The sequence below is a fragment of the Bacteroides sp. 3_1_23 genome, from assembly GCF_000162555.1.
GTDB lineage: Bacteria > Bacteroidota > Bacteroidia > Bacteroidales > Bacteroidaceae > Bacteroides > Bacteroides ovatus.
Map to the genome: position 1 here is coordinate 2,540,354 of NZ_GG774949.1, position 21,042 is coordinate 2,561,395.

At 35.5% G+C, this 21,042-nt stretch carries 22 protein-coding genes; 2 read left to right on the forward strand and 20 right to left on the reverse strand.

Features of this window, described 5'->3' with window-relative positions; translation table 11 throughout:
* Nucleotides 1-68: 68 nt before the first annotated feature.
* Nucleotides 69-1,121, forward strand: a complete 1,053-nt coding sequence (corA, locus tag HMPREF9010_RS14295) for a magnesium/cobalt transporter CorA (RefSeq protein WP_004302250.1) — start codon at nt 69-71, stop codon at nt 1,119-1,121.
* A gap of 19 nt (nt 1,122-1,140) precedes the next feature.
* A complete protein-coding gene (locus HMPREF9010_RS14290) occupies nt 1,141-2,349 on the forward strand; it encodes an L-serine ammonia-lyase (RefSeq protein ID WP_004302249.1) in 1,209 nt (402 codons plus the stop codon).
* Nucleotides 2,350-2,413: 64 nt separating this feature from the next.
* Here the strand turns inward: HMPREF9010_RS14290 and HMPREF9010_RS14285 are convergent, their stop codons facing one another.
* The 20 genes from HMPREF9010_RS14285 to HMPREF9010_RS26560 all read right to left on the reverse strand — a co-directional run.
* Complete coding sequence (locus HMPREF9010_RS14285; protein ID WP_008648553.1) at nt 2,414-2,914, reverse strand: PepSY-like domain-containing protein; 501 nt, start codon at nt 2,912-2,914, stop codon at nt 2,414-2,416.
* A 41-nt stretch (nt 2,915-2,955) separates the two neighbouring features.
* Nucleotides 2,956-3,402, reverse strand: a complete 447-nt coding sequence (locus HMPREF9010_RS14280) for a PepSY-like domain-containing protein (RefSeq protein ID WP_008648555.1) — start codon at nt 3,400-3,402, stop codon at nt 2,956-2,958.
* Nucleotides 3,403-4,041: 639 nt separating this feature from the next.
* Entirely contained in the window at nt 4,042-4,776 is a 735-nt protein-coding gene (locus HMPREF9010_RS14275) for a WecB/TagA/CpsF family glycosyltransferase (RefSeq protein ID WP_008648557.1), read from the reverse strand.
* A 213-nt stretch (nt 4,777-4,989) separates the two neighbouring features.
* Nucleotides 4,990-5,559 (reverse strand): glycosyltransferase family 4 protein, encoded by a 570-nt coding sequence (locus HMPREF9010_RS25005; RefSeq protein ID WP_008648561.1) that lies wholly within the window; start codon nt 5,557-5,559, stop codon nt 4,990-4,992.
* Nucleotides 5,523-5,816 carry a glycosyltransferase gene (locus tag HMPREF9010_RS26755; RefSeq protein WP_083792323.1) on the reverse strand — a complete coding sequence of 98 codons (294 nt, stop codon included), beginning with the start codon at nt 5,814-5,816 and terminating at the stop codon, nt 5,523-5,525. Before HMPREF9010_RS26755 ends, HMPREF9010_RS25005 begins: the two co-directional genes overlap by 37 nt.
* A 334-nt stretch (nt 5,817-6,150) precedes the next feature.
* A complete protein-coding gene (locus HMPREF9010_RS14270) occupies nt 6,151-7,224 on the reverse strand; it encodes a glycosyltransferase family 4 protein (RefSeq protein ID WP_008648562.1) in 1,074 nt (357 codons plus the stop codon).
* 54 nt (nt 7,225-7,278) lie between these two features.
* The gene (locus tag HMPREF9010_RS14265) at nt 7,279-8,409 is read right to left on the reverse strand and encodes a glycosyltransferase family 4 protein (protein WP_008648564.1); all 1,131 of its coding nucleotides are present in this window, start codon (nt 8,407-8,409) and stop codon (nt 7,279-7,281) included.
* A complete protein-coding gene (locus tag HMPREF9010_RS14260; RefSeq protein ID WP_008648565.1) occupies nt 8,406-8,873 on the reverse strand; it encodes a D-glycero-alpha-D-manno-heptose-1,7-bisphosphate 7-phosphatase in 468 nt (155 codons plus the stop codon). Before HMPREF9010_RS14260 ends, HMPREF9010_RS14265 begins: the two co-directional genes overlap by 4 nt.
* A 36-nt stretch (nt 8,874-8,909) precedes the next feature.
* Nucleotides 8,910-10,040 (reverse strand): hypothetical protein, encoded by a 1,131-nt coding sequence (locus tag HMPREF9010_RS14255; RefSeq protein ID WP_008648566.1) that lies wholly within the window; start codon nt 10,038-10,040, stop codon nt 8,910-8,912.
* Between the two features lie 125 nt (nt 10,041-10,165).
* Nucleotides 10,166-10,870 carry a nucleotidyltransferase family protein gene (locus HMPREF9010_RS14250; RefSeq protein ID WP_008648567.1) on the reverse strand — a complete coding sequence of 235 codons (705 nt, stop codon included), beginning with the start codon at nt 10,868-10,870 and terminating at the stop codon, nt 10,166-10,168.
* A 6-nt stretch (nt 10,871-10,876) separates the two neighbouring features.
* Nucleotides 10,877-11,473 (reverse strand): SIS domain-containing protein, encoded by a 597-nt coding sequence (locus HMPREF9010_RS14245; protein ID WP_008648568.1) that lies wholly within the window; start codon nt 11,471-11,473, stop codon nt 10,877-10,879.
* A gap of 27 nt (nt 11,474-11,500) precedes the next feature.
* Nucleotides 11,501-12,541: a dehydrogenase gene (locus HMPREF9010_RS14240; protein WP_008648569.1), complete on the reverse strand. Its 1,041-nt coding sequence runs from the start codon at nt 12,539-12,541 to the stop codon at nt 11,501-11,503.
* Nucleotides 12,538-13,731, reverse strand: a complete 1,194-nt coding sequence (locus HMPREF9010_RS14235; protein WP_008648570.1) for a glycosyltransferase — start codon at nt 13,729-13,731, stop codon at nt 12,538-12,540. The genes HMPREF9010_RS14240 and HMPREF9010_RS14235 overlap by 4 nt, the downstream gene beginning before the upstream one ends.
* Nucleotides 13,732-13,869: 138 nt before the next feature.
* On the reverse strand, nt 13,870-14,724 hold the full coding sequence (locus HMPREF9010_RS14230; protein WP_232284334.1) for an acyltransferase: 855 nt from the start codon (nt 14,722-14,724) through the stop codon (nt 13,870-13,872).
* Between the two features lie 134 nt (nt 14,725-14,858).
* A complete protein-coding gene (locus HMPREF9010_RS14225; protein ID WP_008648572.1) occupies nt 14,859-15,908 on the reverse strand; it encodes a hypothetical protein in 1,050 nt (349 codons plus the stop codon).
* 184 nt (nt 15,909-16,092) lie between these two features.
* Nucleotides 16,093-16,989: a DUF4422 domain-containing protein gene (locus HMPREF9010_RS14220; RefSeq protein WP_083792324.1), complete on the reverse strand. Its 897-nt coding sequence runs from the start codon at nt 16,987-16,989 to the stop codon at nt 16,093-16,095.
* Between the two features lie 3 nt (nt 16,990-16,992).
* A complete protein-coding gene (locus HMPREF9010_RS14215; RefSeq protein ID WP_008648574.1) occupies nt 16,993-18,528 on the reverse strand; it encodes a lipopolysaccharide biosynthesis protein in 1,536 nt (511 codons plus the stop codon).
* 56 nt (nt 18,529-18,584) lie between these two features.
* Complete coding sequence (locus HMPREF9010_RS14210) at nt 18,585-19,844, reverse strand: protoporphyrinogen/coproporphyrinogen oxidase (protein ID WP_008648575.1); 1,260 nt, start codon at nt 19,842-19,844, stop codon at nt 18,585-18,587.
* Nucleotides 19,832-20,650, reverse strand: a complete 819-nt coding sequence (locus HMPREF9010_RS14205; RefSeq protein ID WP_008648576.1) for an NAD-dependent epimerase/dehydratase family protein — start codon at nt 20,648-20,650, stop codon at nt 19,832-19,834. The genes HMPREF9010_RS14210 and HMPREF9010_RS14205 overlap by 13 nt, the downstream gene beginning before the upstream one ends.
* A gap of 169 nt (nt 20,651-20,819) precedes the next feature.
* Nucleotides 20,820-21,042: hypothetical protein (locus HMPREF9010_RS26560; RefSeq protein ID WP_232284335.1), on the reverse strand; the 223-nt coding region annotated here is incomplete at its 5' end.

Sequence of the window (21,042 nt, forward strand, 5' to 3'; positions counted from 1 at the left end):
AAAGAACTTGTTCTCATTTAGAAAACCACTACCTTTGTTACAGTGGTTTTCTAAAACGAGAATAAAGCATGAAAAATAATCTGTTAAGCGAAAAGCTTATTTATACAGGAGAAAGTCTTACTCCTACCCATTTACATCTTTGTACTTACAATGCTACCGAGATGCAGGAAAGTTCTAGTGATACTTTTCAAGCCATCAAAGGTACGCTGAACAACGATCAAATCAACTGGCTACAGATACACGGAATGAAAAACACAGAAACTATCCGGGAAATTTGCAGTCATTTCGAAATAGACTTCCTTGTCTTACAAGATATATTGAATGCGGACCATCCGACCAAGATAGAAGAACATGATAAATACATTGTCCTGATCTTAAAGATATTCTATCCGAACGAACATAAAGAAGAAAATGAACTGGATGAACTGCTCCAACAGCAAGTCTGCCTTATCATAGGAAATAATTATGTACTGACTTTCCTCGAAAAAGAAACTGATTTCTTTGATGATGTCAGTTCTGCCTTGCGTAATGATGTTCTGAAGATACGCAGCCGTCAAACAGATTATCTACTTAGCGTACTGCTCAACAGCGTGATGGGAAACTACATTTCAACCATCTCTTCCATCGATGACGCACTCGAAGATTTGGAAGAAGAATTGCTAACCATCACCAGCGGAGACGACATCGGTATCCAGATTCAGGCATTACGACGCCAATATATGCTAATGAAAAAAGCAATCCTCCCCTTAAAAGAACAATATATAAAGCTATTGCGAGCAGAAAATCTGCTCATCCATAAAGTGAACCGCGCCTTTTTCAATGATGTAAACGACCACTTGCAATTTGTATTACAAACCATCGAAATCTGCCGGGAAACCCTTTCTTCATTAGTCGATCTATACATCTCCAACAATGACTTACGAATGAACGATATCATGAAAAGATTAACCATCGTATCCACCATCTTTATCCCTTTGACATTTCTGGTCGGAGTATGGGGAATGAATTACAAATGGATGCCGGAACTGGAATGGCAGTACGGGTATTTATTTGCCTGGATTATAATGGCAATTATCGGTATTATTGTATATTTGTACTTCAGAAAAAAGAAATGGTATTAACAAAAACACATCATCAGTCATGAAATCGATTAAAGAGCTATACAGGATAGGTACAGGACCTTCCAGTAGCCACACTATGGGACCGCGCAAAGCTGCCGAAATGTTTCTGGAACGTCATCCGGATGCTGCATCTTTTAAAGTAACCCTTTACGGCAGTTTAGCTGCTACAGGCAAAGGACACATGACGGATGTAGCCATTATAGATACCTTGCAACCCACCGCCCCGGTAGAAATTGTATGGCAACCCAAAGTCTTTCTACCGTTCCATCCCAACGGAATGACATTTGCAGCTCTGGACAGTAATGATAAAGTGCAGGAAAACTGGACTGTTTATAGTATCGGAGGCGGTACACTAGCAGAAAACAATGATAATCCAACCATTGAAAGCCCTGATGTATACGGTATGGAAAACATGACCGAAATACTCCAATGGTGTGAAGATACCGGAAAAAGTTATTGGGAATACGTAAAGGAATGTGAGGAAGAAGATATATGGGACTACCTGACTGAAGTATGGGCCACCATGAAAGATGCCATTCACCGTGGACTGGAAGCGGAAGGCGTACTGCCCGGTCCACTAAATCTTAGACGAAAAGCCTCCACCTATTATATACGTGCCACCGGATATAAACAATCCCTCCAATCCAGAGGACTCGTCTTCTCTTATGCTTTGGCGGTAAGTGAAGAAAATGCTTCCGGTGGAAAAATAGTAACCGCACCTACCTGTGGTTCCTGCGGAGTTATGCCTGCCGTGCTTTATCATCTTCAAAAAAGCCGTGACTTTAGTGATATGCGCATTTTACGTGCGTTAGCCACTGCCGGTTTGTTTGGTAACATAGTCAAATTCAACGCATCCATTTCCGGAGCAGAAGTAGGTTGCCAGGGAGAAGTCGGTGTTGCCTGCGCAATGGCTTCGGCTGCCGCCAATCAATTGTTCGGAGGCAGTCCTGCACAAATTGAGTATGCAGCAGAAATGGGTTTGGAACACCATCTGGGAATGACTTGCGACCCGGTATGCGGATTGGTACAAATTCCCTGCATCGAACGAAATGCATACGCCGCTGCACGTGCGCTGGATGCTAATCTTTATTCAGCTTTCACCGATGGTATGCACCGTGTCTCTTTCGATAAAGTTGTGCAAGTAATGAAACAAACCGGACACGACCTTCCATCACTTTACAAAGAAACAAGTGAAGGAGGATTAGCCAAGGATTATAAACAAATGTAATTATAAAAAACAACGGGCTATTCCTTTTATAGAAATAGCCCGTTTTGATTTTTATGATTAAAAACTATTCAGTCGGCGGCCAATTTGTATCGTCTCCATTGCTAATATCTTTTTCATGTAGCAATCCGCCTTCCTGTAAGAAATAAAGCGCATAGCGTTGGCTACCTTGCTTCACCTGAATCACAGATTCCATCGGATTTTGTGGGAAAGTCAACACATACACATCCGTCACTACCCATGCATTATACTTGGAATCCATGAAAGCCGTATAAACAGCCGGTACCAGCTGGTCTATGCTATTCAGTTCATTTTCTGTCATCACCCAATTGGCATTGGCATCAAACCAAACCTCCAGTTCGTCATTACTTACCCAACAGTCAGCTACATAATAGGCACCTTTCATCTCCCATTCTACATTCTGGGCAGCCGGATATACCTGTTTTAAAGCTTCTGTAATATTACTGGGCGGAACAAAAGTATCATCATCATCATTATCACATGCGCCAAACGAAAGAGCAGTCATCATCAATACCACTACCCAAGCGCTAAACTTAAATCTCCACATAGCTATCTTCTTGTTTAGGTCTATTTATCACAAATCTTTAGTTAATCATCAGCCTTGATAAACTTTCCCTTCTTATCAAATTTGAAAGAAAGTCCGGTAGACAATTCTATTTCATATCCTTTGCGGTCACGTTCGACTTTGGTCACTCCTTCGTTCACAAAATTATGAGACTTCAAATAATTGACAGCAAATCCCGGAATAATACTAACAGGAACAACCTGTCCTTTTTTTGCACTTACCTCTTCCCAGTTGCCCTTACTGTCAAAATCAATTTCCGTACCATCCATCAATACCACTTCATACCTGGTAGACTCCATCATATCTTTATCAATCTTGATATGAGCAATCTGTGGTTTTGCAAAATTACCATTAATAAAATTACGTGCCGGAAGCGGTAACTGATTCATGTCTTTGGTTATCACATCTTTTGCAAATGAAAACTGTACGGCTACAATAGCCAACACAAGTAAAGATAGAATTTTCTTCATAATCGTTATTCTTTTAGCGTTAATACTATACTTTCGTTTCATACAGCAAATAACGATACAGATTCTGGAAAGATTTAGAAATCATGCGAGTTTGCTCTTTTTTTGTATTCTTTAACCATCTAAAAAAATAATATACCAACGATCCTCACAGACAGTTGGTATATTTCACATATAGATACATATCAGTTTTTAAACCAATATGAGGGCTAAGTTAGAAATATACCGCTGTACGATTTCTAACCTACAAAATGTAGGGATTTCATGAGTTTATCATGAATCTAGGGACCTACATATTCTTTTATAATTATAGTTTGTGATTCATTTTAAATATCAACGATCTTCACAGACAGTTGATATAGAGGGAAATTCACATCGGCTTTAACCTCCGATGTCAGGGCGTAGATCAGAAATGTACCGTCGTACGATTTCCAGTCCACAATGTAGGAGAATCATGCCTTTACAGCATGAAGCTAGGGACCTACATTTTTTTCATCTCACATACGAAACACTCACGTGTTTATTACATCTCAACATTTATTTTATACCACTTTTATTTTCTTAGCATCTCTTTTACAACTAGTAGATAGCATGGTCCGCCACATAAAACCAATCACGAACATTCTCTCCTTGCCATACCTTTCATCCCATTATATAACCATATTTTTCTCTACATATATTCCACAAAAACAACACATTACCTACCAGATATCTACGCCACATTCGTTTAGGCTCTTTTAGCAGTCGATAAAACCATTCCAACGAATGTTGTTGCCACCATAATGGAGCCCGTTCAGTAGTACCTGCGTAAAAGTCAAACACCGCCCCTACGGTACCCACATGACAATGAATATTCAATTTTTGCCAATTGCTGTAAATCCATTTTTCCTGCTTGGGAGCCGTCATACCAATCCATAAAAGATCTGGATTTGCCTCATTGATAGCCGCCACAATAGCCGCATTATCTTCCTGTGAAAATTCCGGTTTATAAGGAGGAGAATAAGTCACCACTTCCAAATTCGGATAATCCACTGCTGCCCGTTGTTTAATCAATGCCAGTACTTTCTCCGAGCTACCCATAAACATACATCGACCTCCTTTCTCATTAAGGCGATTCATCTCAAGAACAAAGAGGTCCCAACCTGCTATTCGTTCCCGCGGTTGGCTTTGCATCTTTAGCCATTTACAAACCTTCACAATACTTGCTCCATCAGGAATAAGTACATCTCCCTTCATCAGTGCTTTAGCAAATAGTGGATCCTTCACGGCAGTGTTGTAAGAATGTGCATTAATTGTGTTTATCAGCAACTTTCCTTGTGGTAATGATTTTAGTTGCTCTGTACTCTCCATGATAGAGAGTTCTTTTAGTTTAATCATATAACTACAATTACCTTATTATACATTTTTCATAAAATTCCGTTGTTCATCTCGCTATACTGCTTCACAATAGTTTTTATGCCTTACATTTCTGTGAAAACAACTTCAGCTATTTCCTGTTTACCTCTAGGTTATTCAAGACTTATGCAATGTAAGTTATAATACTTTTTTATCTCTACAGAACATACCAATTGCTCATACCTCAAAGCATCATTACTTCTTTAGCAGTTGTTCATACAAACCTGCTATTTCATTATTTATAGTCTCAAGATTAAATGTAGTAGACGCTAATAACTTGGAATCCTTTGCGATATCCTCTCCCAACAATTTATTACTTATCAGCTTTTCCAGCTGATCTGCTAGACTTTTTATATCTCCAGGCTTAAATAACAATAAATTTTTCCCATCTTTTGCTATATCCAGTATTTCCCTTACAGGAGTTGTTATAACAGGCAGTCCATAAGCCCATGCATCTAAAACAGCCATAGGAAATCCTTCCGCATAGCTAGGGAGACAGAAAACTGTAGCTTCCTTGAAGGCTTTATCCTTCTCATACCCATTTACCCATCCTAAAAACTCCGTTTGTTTATTTATACCAAGTTTTTCAGATAGCTTTCTTCCTTGCTCTATTTCACCATTACCAGCAAAGACAATTAACCAGGCTGGATAAGTTTGGGCTACCAAGACGAATGCCTTAATCATATCCGCATAACCTTTACGAATATTCAGTGTTCCTGCATAAAGTATTATATTTTTCTTTTCATATTTTTCTTTATAGTACATGGATTATAGATCACCTGTAATTTATCATTCAGCAGAAATGCATTGTTTACATATTCTTTCCACATTTCCGATAAAACAATCACTCTATCAGCCCGATTAAACAAATAGTGATAAATCCATCTATATTTACTATTTACAGTTGTATCTGGTGAAAAAGCATGAAAATGAACTATTACTTTCTTTCTATAAATTTTAGCAAACGAAATAAATAAACATTTACGCAAAGCAGATGGTGGTTCACTTTTATGAATATGCACTAAATCACAACTTCGAAGTACCTATAGGAATTGAACAAATCCTTTTATAAAATACCACAATTTATATTTTCCATCTTTATCTATATGGGTCTCAATCCATTTACAATGTAGCTATACATCTTTTCTTAATTCTAAGTTTACAGTTATAAAAGTCTATGTTTATTCTAGCAATAGCAAGATGGCAAAATTAGATACTAACTAAAATTGATAAAGTTTTTAGCTTATACATAAGTACTATTCATTACTATAATCCTGATTGCCGTTTTCAAAAATATCACAATCGTAGTCTTTATCCATTTTCAATAATGTAAGAATGGGATATATGATAAGGGAATTAAGCCATTCCATATATGATATTTAGATTTTGAATATATTTATGAGGATTAAAATTCTGGAATATTGTTGCCCTCGCTTCATTCCCCAATCTTGATAACATTTCCCTATCATTATTTAAGTTCGTAAGAACTTCAATTATACTATCCGTATCTTTCATCTTTATAAACAAACCATTCTTGCAATCTTCCACCACATCACCAATAGAACCAACATTAGTGGTAACAGGCACTGCTCCATAACTCATACATTCGAGTAATGACATGGGCAAACCTTCGAAATAAGAAGGTAAAACAAATACATCAAGACTTTTCAAAAAAATATTTTTCTTTTCACCTGACACAATCCCTGCATAAATGAATTGATGCCCCAAATAGCTGTCAAATAATGGTAAAAAACTATCTTTCACTTCTTCGGCTCCAGCTAATTTTACGATAAACGGAATTTGCTTAGCTTTCAGCTCACGACAAGCCTGCAATAAATTTTCCATTCCTTTTGTCACAGCAATACGCCCTATATATCCTATATTTAAAGGTTCTATCCAATTATACACTCGTTCAAATGATTCAGCATCCTGCAGGTCAACACAATTAGGCAATAAAAATACCCTCTTAGCTTTTAAAGTTTGCTCGATGATATTTTTCTCATTTTCGCCCAAGACAATAAATGGAACATTCCAACTAAAAACTTTTTTCAGAATCCATTTTAAAAAGGATGAAGCTTCTTTGTAATGAGTCAAAAACACACCACCATGTATGTGAACTACCATCTTCCGTTTCTGTTGTAAAGCTATTCCCATAAATAATGGGTCTCTTAAAATTGATGCCTTACTTAATGGAAAATTATAATGAATGATAGCATCCCTTTCCTTGTTCAGCATATTCTTCCACTCTCTCATATTTTTAAGAATTGAAAATATGCGAAATATGCCACCTTCTTCATTATCCTTCCGCCCTAATTCAAAATGAATGTACTCCTGCTCTTTATTGTTGGATATTATAAATTTTGTTACAGAAGAAATGCCACTCACATTCTTAGACGGATCTAAGGATGGAGCTACTACGATTATTTTCATCGAATATAATTAGATTAGAATATAGAATAGTATCTTTTTTCTTAATACTTAATATTACTTTCCATCTGTTTTGATAGTTATCGCTTTGAATAAATTTATGTAATTCTGCGCAATAGTAGCTTCCGAGAATGTAGACTTTAGTATATCACAATTCGTTCGCATAATCATGTAGTCGTCATAGCTTATTTGAGAGAGGTATTTTAATTTTTCATATAATGCCTCTTTTTCTTTATTATCATATAATAAGGAATTAACTCCATCGGTACATACATCTTTAAAACAAGAGTGATCTGGCGCGATGACAGGAAGCCCGTAGTTTACAGCGATCATCAGTGGACCTGAATTTGTAGCATCCCGATAGGGAAAAACCGCGAAATGATGACTGGCGAAAATATCAGGAATCTCTCTGTTATCAACAAATTCCAGATGCATTTCATAAAACTCCGGATGTTTGATCTTCTCTCTACATATTCTTTCTATTTCTTGGTTGCCACATCGTCCGTAAAGTGACAATCGCAAATTTGTCATTCCTTCTTCTATTAGCCTCTCAAAAGCATCGAACAATAAATCGTAGCCTTTATAGGGCTGAAGAGTTCCAAAAAACAGTATTTTTATCTCTTCTTTTATTGTATTACAAGTTTGTACACTAGGTCTCCCGAAATCTTTATAACTCATACCGACAAGCTCGCTTCTTTTGTTGGGATAAAGTTGCTTGAATAATTCATACTGATTTTTGGAAAATAACACATAACATCGAGCTGTCATTAAAGCAATCCATTGGGAAATAATCAAAAAGAGCGGAGGTTTTACACTTGAATGATTCTTAACGTCATGAATTCCCATAACTAGCGGTATTCTTACACATGTCAGTAAATAAAGACCCTGAAAATATAAATCTTGGCAACAGGAATAAATCAAAGAAGGATGTATTTTTCTTATTTCTTTGAAACAATCCGCAAACAAACATAGCATCTTCAGACTTCTTCTCCTGAAATTGAAAGGATAAAGATGCAATGTAATCTCACTTCCTTTCACAAATTCTCTAAAAAAGTCAACATCATAAGGCTCTGTAGGCGACCGTAAGACAAACCAATGCAAATCATACACCTTTGCCAGTTCTTTGACCACCGTAACGTCCGTATCAAAAAAGCCTAAATTTAAGTAGACTATTGTTTCCCTTTTCATAACAATATTCCTTTGATTCCACAATTCTCCGCGAATTTCATATCACTCTCGCTGTCACCAATCATCAAACAACGCTCTTTTTCTACATCCGGATAATCCCGCAGTATGTCCAAAAACATACCGTTCCCAGGCTTTCGTCGGTTGTCTTTTTCCGTCAACGCCGTACAATAATATATTTTATCAATCCGTCCGCCATGCGATATTATCTCTTCACACATTCGGCAATGTAGTCCCCGTAAAGCTTGCTCTGTCATTACTCCCTTACCTACACCTCTCTGATTTGTTACAATAAAAATATGCCTAAAATGTTTATTCCATTTCACTAATGCTTCAAAAATGCCAGGCAAAAATTCAAACTCTTCCCAACATTTCACATAGTCATTCGGGCAGAGCTTGTTAATCACTCCGTCGCGGTCCAGCAGTAAGGTATCATATCCTGCAACATCAATATCCACTAAATTCATGACTTGATTTTTATCCAATCCATCCACTCTTAATAATCATATCTTTCTTAAACATAGAGCTAATATTAAAAAATAGGCAATACCCGGAGATGAAAGATATGATGTATCGCCTACACTCTCTATCAATAGACATAGACTCGCCATTATAGCAAGTCGATAATATTTCAACATATTAATATTCTGAATTTGAGAAAATCGTCTTCTCCAAAAAACACAAAAAAGCAGCACTCCGACTATCCCAAACTGAGCTAATAAAGGATAAAATGCATCAGCCAAAAAAGCAGGATTATCTGGGCTTAACCCCCACACTCCATCTATATTATATTTATAATATAAAGGAGAATAATACACTCCTGCTGCATTTGAACTAAATGTTGCGAATCCTGAACCAAAAGGGAAATAGTCAACAAATATCTTTAAACTCGTTATATAGGATATAGGCCTTGCCAGTTCTTGACTTGAATCTTTAAATCCTTCTATATAATAGAAACTAAATTTTGTCCAAGTAAAGAAAAGAACAACGACCAACAATATTACTTCAATACATATTGCCTTTACTGATTTAAAATTCACTTTTTTCTTGACTAATAAAAACAAAGCAACCATCAAAATATATTCTCCAAAAAATTTAGATTTAAGAGAAAGCAAGCCGCTTGTCATTATTAATAGGGTTATGATTACTGCCCTTCTTGATTCTGTTGAAAAGTAATAATATAACAAAGCACAAACGATAGAATTTCGACTAAATTCAGCTCTGTCATACCCTAAATTTTCGATTATATGCGGAATAATAGATATAAAATATAAAACATAACAAAACAGAACCCATTTTCTCAAGAAACGACATTGCCCAGTGGTAAATTGTGGAGATATTGCAAAAGTCGCATAAAATATCAGGTAAGGTTTCACTTGTTGTTGCAAATCATAAAAAATTGCATCTACAGATGTTATAGCAATAAAAATGGAATACGCTACATAAGCCATCATGATTAGTAAAAAACAACAAAACTCTTTATTAAACGTCTTCTTACTTTGCATACAGAAATAAGCAACAAGTAATGCTGTCAGAATTTCATCTGAATAATCAAAATTCCATTCATAGTACAACAACAAGCATATTGGATAATATACTACTACAAATAGAGTATAAAACACATTAGATCTCATCAAGCTTATTTATAAAAGATATACATAAGCACTCGATTACTTTATTTCCATTCATAATCTGGCAAAACACATGTATCATATCCTGCGACATCAATATCCACTAAATTCATAGGTTAATTTCTGTTTTAGAAAGAAAGATTAGGAAACTCAATATTGGCCTTGGCTAAATCTTCCGGGATTCCAATGTCAATAAAATAACGATCCTGTACAATTCCTGATATACATCCTTTACCACTATTCGGTTCTAAGACTTGTGCTTCAAATGAAAATTTCCGGGGTAAATGGTCAAAGAACGGAGTCACTTTGTCTAATACATAAATACCTCCATTAATCATCCCTTGTTTACAATACCTCTTTTCTTCAAACACAAGAATCTCACCACGTTCATTGCACTTCACATTTCCATATCGGTCAAAATTGTTCATGGGCTTCAAAGCTAAAGACAACAATGCATTTTGATTTAGATGCTTGCAGATGAGATCGTTCAAGTCTACATCGAAAAATGTATCTCCATTCAAAATCAAGGCTTCCGTTCCTTCAATCTTGTCCATAGCAAGTTTGATACCACCACCCGTACCGAGAGGTTCATCTTCCACCGCATAATCGAAAGTGAACGGAAATTCATCTTTTACTTCATCAATCCATTGATAGATGACTTCCCGCAGATAGCCTACGGAAAGAATTACACGTGAAACCTCATATCTGGCAAGATACTTTAATAGATACCAAAGGAAAGGCTTTCCCGCCACGGGGGCCATACACTTGGGTATCTCACTCACCACACTGCGCAAACGTGTGCCCAATCCGCCCGCCAAGATTATCACTTCCATTAGCCCTTATTTGTTATTGTACTTTTCACTGAAAATATTCTCCTCCACAATGCAACAGATAATATGTCCAATCAGGGTCTGACACTCCTGTATACGGGGCGTCTCATTACTGGGAACCTTGATAACGATATCAAATTCATCCATCTTGCAGGGATTTGCACCAGTCAGCGCAATAGACGTAATACCCTTCTCACGGCATACAGACAATACTTCTACAATATTCTCTGAATTACCCGATGTAGAGATACCGATAAACACATCTCCTTTCACACCTTGAGCTTGTATCTGACGAGCAAAAATCTGCTTATAACCACAATCATTGCCAATGGCGGTAATAATAGATGTATCTGTCGTCAGCGCAATTGAAGGAAGCCCCGGGCGATCAAAATAGAATTTACTGACCAACTCGCCAGCAAAGTGCTGAGCATCGGCAGCACTACCACCATTACCAGCAAATAATGTCTTCTTACCATTTCTATATGCCTCCGTACACAAATCAGCAACCTGAGCTATTCGCGCTATTACCGCTTCATTCTCCAGTAACAAATTCTTTACATATGCACTATTCCACACCTGTTTTCTTACTATATCGATAGAATCCATATTGAAATTTTTTACTCTTTATTTATATCACACTTTGTCGGTCGGATAAATCTTCCACCCATGCGCACCTCCCTCGGTAAACTGAAAAGGCATCACAAAACCATTAAGCTTTTTCAATGCATTCACCACTTCTTTCTTGCGTGTCGGCTCCACCATGAACATTACGAAGCCACCACCACCAGCTCCACTCACTTTTCCAGCCAATGCACCGGCAGACATTGCCACATCAAAAACTTCTTGAATCATGGGATTACTGATAGCATTGGCCATTTTCTTTTTGTCTTCCCATGCCTGTCCAAGAATGCGGGCGAATTCATTCATGTCACCTTTCAGCAATGCCAGTTTCATATCCTTCGCACTCTGTTTAATTCTGTGCATGGCTTCTATGGCGTTTTGGTTGCCTGACGAAGTATTCTTTTGCTGTTGTTCGATAATCGCCGCGCTACTACGGGATGCACCGGTGAAGTAGAGAACCATCGAAGCTTCCAACTCATCCATTATCCAGCGTTTAATCTTCAAAGGGTTCACTATCACAAGATCATTTGGCAAGAACTCCATATAATTGAAACCACCAAAAGCTGCCGCATACTGATCTTGCTTACCACCGGACAACGCCAAATCCTTACGCTCAATCTCATAAGCCAACCGGGACGCTTCATAATCGCCTAACGGCAAACCTAACCATTCTATGAACGCTTTCAAGATACACACAACCATAGCCGATGAAGTACCAAGTCCGGAACCCGCGGGAGCATCGTTGTAAGTTGTAATCTTAAAGCTTCGCAGACTTATGTCAAAGTCTCTCATTACTCGATTATATACCCCTTTTATAAGACTTGCCTCGCCATCAATCTCCAGCTGTTTTGCCACCAAATAACTCTTATAGCAACGTGCGTCATCACTATCTATGGTAATCAGTCCGTCATAGGTTTCTTCTATGGTACAATAAGTATACAGATTAATGGTGGCATTAAGAATCAGCCCTCCATAGATGTCACTATAAGGCGACACGTCACTTCCACCACCTGCCAGTCCGAGACGCAGGGGAGCTTTACTTCGAATAATCATGATTTGTCTTTGAGCAATTCGTTAAAAATCTGTTGCCACCTATCAACTATCTTTTCTACGCTAAACCGCTTACAAGTATCCAGCCCCTTCAATGCCATACACATACGCATATCCTCATCAATCATCAACGATTTAAGCCGTTTTATATATTCAGTCACATTATTCATGCCAACAATGAATCCATTCTCTCCGTTTTCAATGATGTCATGACAAGAAGAAAAGGTATCCATTACTATCGGAACAACGCCATTCTCCTGTGATTCTACTAGTGTCATAGGCCATCCTTCATGAGCAGAAGTCATCAAGAATATCTTTGCTTTTTTATAATAATCCAATGGTAATTGATACCCCTCAAATTTTACCCTTTTCAACTGCATCTCTTTTGCCATGTTTTGAAACATAGTTTTGTCGGGACCATCCCCCACTAACGTAAAACTCCAACTATCCAGATTTCTATCGGATTCTATTTCTCTCCAGATCTTCAGCATGACCGATACTTTCTTATGACTTTCATACATACGACCGACAAATAAGACCATATTCTCTTTCTTATTGAAGTCAGTTTTGTCAAAAGAGCATTTTAATGGCAATGGATTATTACAAAAGTCCAATTTGGCTAGATTCCTGTCATTTTTCCGAAAAGAGACATAATCATTCATGAATCCCTTTGCCAGAAATATATATTTGTCCACAAAAGGGAGAGATTCTTCAAACTGCCTACATCGACTTTCTTTATGCATGTAGTCATACAATGTTCTACCCATTATTTTTTTCATTATATCCAGACCTCTCCAAGTGAGATTGTCGTAATTGGCAGGAAGGAAGAGTGACATATGAAGACACTGCACGACTTTTGCTCTTTTACGCGCATTTTGAGTCGTTTGAGCAGGCCACCATTGATTTATAATAATGTCAATGTTTTCTTTTTCTACATAATCAGACAAAAATTTACTCGCAAAAGATATTTCATTTTTTGTGAAAGAAAGCTGATGTTCATCTGATTTGATATTCGGAACAAACACCGATTTTACCCTATTATCAATCAAAGGCATATTCTGCGATTTGCTATCCTTTGTGTAAAATGCAATGACACTTATACCTCGTTTTACAAATTCATTTGATAAAGTAATAGTTACTGTTTCTCCACCACCATAAATAGGCCATGGACGTAATAAAAAAGCAATTTTCATTTTATTTTTTTAACATTCATTCAGTTTTTCTAGTTCATCTAATACTCATATTCTATTCTTTCAGTAATCTTTATTCTCACTTTATCTATTATTCAATCTTTGCATATCATTGAAATCCCCTTGTGAAATGACTTATATCTATTTATAATAGATAAGTTCGCAAGTGTTGTTAACTAGAGGAAGATGCATTGACATCACACTTTCATTAGGATGAGTTTTAAAAAAATCAATTATTTCATTTTCGAGTTTCGCTGAATTAATTCTCTGATAACCAACCTTTAAAAGTTTTGCAGGTGTTCCAGCTAACAGCATAGACTCATTGGAATCATATTTTTGAGGATAATTTTTGTTCAGAAGACTTCCGTGTGTACAGATAGTATGGTCAGTCGTTTTACATCCCTTAGTTATAACTGTATTATTTCCTATCCAGTTGTAACGACCTATCTCAATAAGGCCTTTAATTCTCGGGATATTACCATCCCCATCAATAATATAGTGATGATTACTATCTGAGAATTTACACCCATAAGCTATTCGAGTTCCCTCACCTAATTGTACGCTATTATTACAATCCAATAATACAGACTGACCAATCCATACACGATCACCAAGTGTGAGACAACCATCTGTTATGTTTATGATGGTTCCTTGAGAGATATTGCAATAACCCCTAAAAACAATTTGCCCCAATTGGGATATTTTGACAATCGTTTTAGTTGGAGGCGTATAATAATCTCTATGTCTGCCAATTTTCACCATACCTTTTACCGGAATACAATCGAACAATACAGAACCATTTAAAGATACAAGTTCTATTTTACCATAAATATATACAGGTAATTTGCAGGCAATATTAAAAGGAAGTGTCCTGAAATTGAAATAAAGAGTACAAAACCAATTAATGCGATTAACACTCAATTTTCTTTCGATAAATCCAAAACTTCGGTTAATAAAATTATTTATACTCATTTTATAGATTAATTGTAATTTCAACAGTTTACTGTTTTAATGTACCATGCTTGATATTTCTCAATTTGTTTAATTTGAGAGCATTTGCCAAAATATTGAAACATGATTTTTAATATTTATTATTTGGTTCCAAACCAATAGCCTGTGGAAGCAAGTTCTTATAATCCACCCTTACAGACTGAAGCTCTTTTTTCTTTTCCACAAAGCAAATAGTTCATCCAGTTATCTATACGATATTGTACTATCAAATCTTCAATCTGTTCATTTTTATTTATTTTTTCATCCAAAAACAACAGCAAAGAAGTCGTGTCAACCATATTGTTAATAACCAATATTCTATCAGGGGAGTAAAATGGATAATTAATCGCATTTTTATTAGTCGTAATAATTTTTCTCCCTGCTCCTAATGCCCACATAAAACGTGGCGTCATACCTTCTTGAAAATCGTTATAAGTATCTATTACACATAAAGAAGAATATATGCATTTACGAAATTCAGAGGGAGATAAAGGTTCATGTATAAGAATATCTTGATTACAATCATTACAAGATTTCCTTTTAGTTATTTTTTTTATAACAGTCTTTATTCTTGATAATAAACTTTTTGGAACAGATGGAATATATAGCTTTATATAGCTAGGCAATTCATTTTCTATTGCTACTTTATAAAGAAGCTCAAATATAATTTTTCTGTCATTACGATAAGATCCGAATGCAAATATCTTATATTTTGCACATTGTGATCTATTACCTTCGATCCAATAAAGAGGAAGAAACTCCAAATTAAATTGCTTGGCGTCTTCCCTATCAAATGTAGCCACTCTATCAAAACAATCTAAATTCCTGTCAAATCGGTAATTTTTATAAGTTCTGTCCCAAAGATAGAGTACTGTTTTTACCATCGGATTATCACGCCTTATCTGATCTAGCAGGATAGGATGGAAAGATTTTCCATTAATTACCATTAAATAATCAAAAGTCTTTCCTTTCAGTTTCTTCTCATAAAGTTGGATATTTTTCTTTTTTAAGAATTGGATGTATAATTTTTCCTTCCAATAGCTTAGCTGCTTGTTTCTTATAAGAGAAGGGTCAAAGCTATATGATTCTTCTTCGATATACGTGACATTATACCCACGCTTTTCCCATTCAATCTTCAGATCTATATACAGGTTAAGAAATGTGGGTGCTATAAGTAATACTGATTTCATATTTCTATTTTTTTATTACCCTAACAGGATTTCCTGCTACAACACAAAAAGAAGGTACATCTTGAATTGCAACTGAATTTGCTCCTATTATACATAAATGCATCCTTTTTGATTACGATGTAAAGCTAGCTAGGATATCAATTACATACAAGACGTAGAAATTGAACGCTTACTTTTTCATTATTTACAACTTTATATTACTATAGTCAGTTGTGTTGTTACCCTTTACTGCACTATTAAATAATACAGTAAATTCTTTCACTTTTAATCCTTCTGCCTTTTTTTTCAAAATAAATGTATTAGTTAAAAGTTCACCAACATATCCAAAGACTCTATATAATGCAAATTCCTTATTGAGATCAATATAATGTTTTTTATTCAATAATTCGTTTTCCAACAAATCAAATACCTCGAAAACAAAAGAACAATATTCGTCAAATATTTCATTACGCATAATTTCTAGATTAGCATAATAAAGACAGCTTCCCCTCAGTGTCTTTTCAAAATATGGATAGTAATTAGGATACTGTTTTTTTAATATTAGACGTAATAAACGCATTATTATTGTTCCCACTCTTTCATCAAAATATTCTTCAACAGTTATTCTATAAAAATGATAAGGTTTAGGTACGACTATATCGCAACCACGCTCAAACAAATTAGGCAATTTTCTCAAAAAACAATCTAGTTTTTCTTTATATTCCTCACTACTTTTACATTCCACTATCTCATTGTAAGTTATAGCTGAATGCTTGAACATATTTTTGGCATAATTTATCAATAGTCCAGTATAGATTCCAAATCTTTTAGACAGAGAGATGTTTTCCAACGTAAAAGAACGTCTATGATGCACCATACCTTTATATTCAGAAAACATATTCTTCCACAACCAATACACACCTGAATATTCACTATAACTAGGATGTTTTAATGAACGATTGTCACCCGTATTATCTTTCTGAATTCCCATCTCAATACCTGTTTCATAAAAACCTAATTGGATAGGAATACAATACTCATTACATATATATGTTGGCTCTGGCAAATAATAACATACACCTATTGACATTTTTCTATTCATTGATTATTTATTTAATTGATTATTTATATGTAACTTCTTTAAAACTAAAATTCTCATATTAGGAGTCATCCCCCATACAAAAATCACCAAAGTAGAAGTAATGAGACTCACACTACTTACGACTAAAAAACTGGACCAGCCTGATTCCATCTGTTCTGAAATAATATATGGAATAATAAACATTACTGCTGCACCAGGAATTACATTGAAATATACCTCATGAAGTACCCTTTTGATTGACAAATATGTATATCGATTAGCAAAGTATAGATTACAACCATTAAGATACAACCAGATTGTTGCACTTGCGATATAAACTGTTACAGGAGAATAGCCTGTTTTCAACAATATATATGATATTGGAAAAATCAAAATCAGGAGAGAAGCCCATATAGAAGGCCATTTCATTCTGCCTGAAGCATGAATTAACATACCCACAGGATAGCTAAGTGGGTTCCATGCTGATTGAATTAAAATAATTTGTACAAACACAGGAGTATACTCGGGATAATCTCCAAGCCAAATTTTAAGTACAAATTCGATCTCTATAAAAATGGGAATTGCGATGAGAAGATATAAATACTCAGCAATACGACAATTATATATCACTAAACGATGAAGTTTATCATATTCATTTGCTGCATACAATTTCACGATTTGTGGATTTACAGCAGTTTGGAAATTATTAACAAAATTCAAAAGAAAAGTATTGACTGTTATCGACAAGCCTCTTGCAGCATTAACAATAGTCCCACAAAATATATTCAGTAGAATATTGATACCTTGGTTAGTGAAAAATCCAATACTTCCTCCAACTATATTCCATCCACTATATGAGGCAAACTTTTTGGCCAAATTTCCATCCCATGCAATTCTAAATGTACATTCACTGAATTGCCTCCGGCTATAGAAATTATAGATGACAGCAGATGTGAGGTTTACAACAAACACCACCACAGCATATAATACCAGCTTATCAAAAGTAACATATTGTAGTATTATCACCAACATAAGTTTCATCACTACATCATAAATACTCATATAGGCATACATACTCATTTTTTCATGGGCAATGAGACAAGCCTGGAACGGTAGCTGGATTAGGTTTATCAAAAAACCTAATATCGTGAACTGATACACCCACAATGCAGCAGTCATACGTCCATCCGGTATCTTAAGATATTCGTAAAAGAACCACAGACCTATAGTTTCAGACAATAGCAATATGACCACAGCAATAGCCAGATGAAGCCCCAATACCATAGAGAATGTACTTTGCAGTTTTTCAAAGTTTTTTTCTCCCAAAGCAAAAGTCAGAAACCTTTGTGTTCCCACCGTTAAAGCTCCGCTGAACATTGAGAACATGGTAAGGATACCACCAATTACGTTATACAATCCATAATCAGAATCTCCCAATACTCGTAGCACTATACGCGATGTATACAATGACACAATCATTGTTAAGAACATTCTGATATATAAGTATATTGTATTTTTTGCTATCCGTTTATTGTTTTCTTGTTCAGTAGTTGACAACATTCTTTTTTACCGTTATTTTAAGACACAAAATAATCCTTTCGATTTTTTTCTTAAAGTCATCTTTTCCTTAACCCACTCAATAAGCTTTGATCACTCCACAGATAATCCCATTCTCCAAAACGTCCAATAGTCTCTATGCCTATCGACCATAAATAATCACGAACTATTTTACGCATAGTATAGATATTCTGATCAAAAATCACATTTGCATATTTTTCATAACGTACATCTATAAAAAGAATATCTTCTTGTTTTATCACATTTAGTTTTATAAGCTTACCCACAGATTGACTAATCAATTCCTCATTCGTATATTTACCTTGTTCACAATAAATTTCCAATTGTAGCGAAGAACATCCCTCAGGAGCATTATCTGGAGATTTCAGAGAAGGGGAATACACGCGGGCCGGAAGAATATCCTCATCGTATATATACCACCACAAATAAGGAGGAATATCTTTTGTTTTCAAACCTACAGAAATTTGATAACCACAAGTACAACGAAGCATCTTAGCAGCAGATAGCACTTCTTCTGGTACATCAGACAACATTTTCACTATCATAGGCAAAGGAAGACTACTAATGAGCCGATTGTAAGTATATTCTGTACCACTGGCAGTATGTAAACTTTTACTCTGTGGTGATATTTTTATTACCTCCTCATTATAACGAATATCTTGCCCCATAGCCAAAGTAACAAGGTATTGTTTATAACCTCCTTTTACTGGATAACACATTTCTTTCGAATAATAAGTTACTGGAGTATCTGCCGTTTGCGCACCTTGTATCACTTCATCAAGCGAAGGCTGATAAAGACGACTACCGATCCAACGAGTTTCAAGGTCATAAGCATCAGTCATCCAATATTTACGAGTGTACACCATAGGAAAGTGTTCAGCAAAATAATCACTATATTGAATACGAAGCCATTGTTCATAATTTTCTACCACTAAAGAATCCACTTTGGGTCTGCCACGAAAATCAGCTATAATTTTTTCTTTTTCTTCCTTCGGCAATGGGAAAAGATTATTTTGAGCTGGGTGCTTTATCCATAATCCATTATAGAAGTTAAATGGATTAGGTTTATGGCAATATATTTCTGGACTACTATCTACAAAGAATTTATTTACTTTCTCATCTTTAGTAAAAGAGAAATGTACAAAGCAATCAAAACGAAATCCTTCGATGGTAAAATTACCACAAAGTCCTCCATAGGTTTCGTCTTTTTCTAAAATTATTGGATTATTCCCATTTTGAGCAAGAGAGTACCCTGCCCCCAATCCCGAAATACCAGCACCTAATATTATTGTATGCATGAGAAAGTCTTTAACCGTGTTACAATATCAAAATGCAAAGAATGCCCTACAATTGTCTCCAACTTATTTATAGAACACTTTAAATCCATGACTTCATTTTCTCGATATGGCAATGCACCATAATTAATCAGTGAAGTACTACCAATATTAGCTTTACAAATTTCAATGATTTCACGTAGTGAAATGCTTATGCCACTAGCTACATTTACAATTTCACCTATTATGCATGAATGATGTTCTATGAGTTTTCCTATACACCATGCAAAATCTTCCACATAAATAAAATCACGCTTTTGTTCGCAGAATGTAACATCAAGTTGTTTGTTCTCTTTTAGCTGGGTTATGATATATGGAATAAATTTACTAGCACTTTGATAAGGTCCAAAGAGGTTACCCGGACGAACTACCATAACCGGGAAACCATAATTATTATGGAGCATCAAAGCTGTATTGACTGTTAATTGCTTTACAAGTGCATAAGGAGAATTTGGAACCTCGCGTATTGTTTCAATAAAAGGCACTCCTTCGTTCCCATATTCTTCACTACTCCCAAACTGAATGAAAAGTTTCAACTGAGAACAATCCTTAAATCGATTATACAAGTTTAGCAAAACTTTTAGGTTACTACTTATTAATCCGTCAAAGAGAGAAATATTACGTTCTGCCGTTACTATAGAGGCTAAATTTATGATATAGTCTGGCAAAGGATAATCTTCCGGTACCTGCTGTTCCACTAAATCTATTTTCAAAGTTTTTACGGCAGGGCGTTCTAAAAAATAATGGCACTTAGACGATACCGACACCACAAATTATTATTATAATTTTTAGTTATAGCTACCGTCTATATGCATTTTAATTAGTTAATAAAAAAGCTCTTTCTAGTTGGTGTTAACTGGAAAGAGCCTGTTTCTTTTTCGACTGCTAAGATAGCAATTTATTTATTAATTTACAAACTTCTATTGTTTTATTTCTGTGCTAAATTATAAATTCTAATTTTTGAGATTTTAGTGATATTTCTATTATCACCATTATAAAAAAGTAGACTAATAAACTAACTATCGTTCCTATTATGCCTACCATAATGAGGGTAAAAAAGCTCTTCTGTAAAATGTTTTTTGCACCTATCATTAAAGCTCCAAATACACAAATAGCATTTCCTATTAATGAAATAATAAGTGCTATTTTAGAAAACACTTTC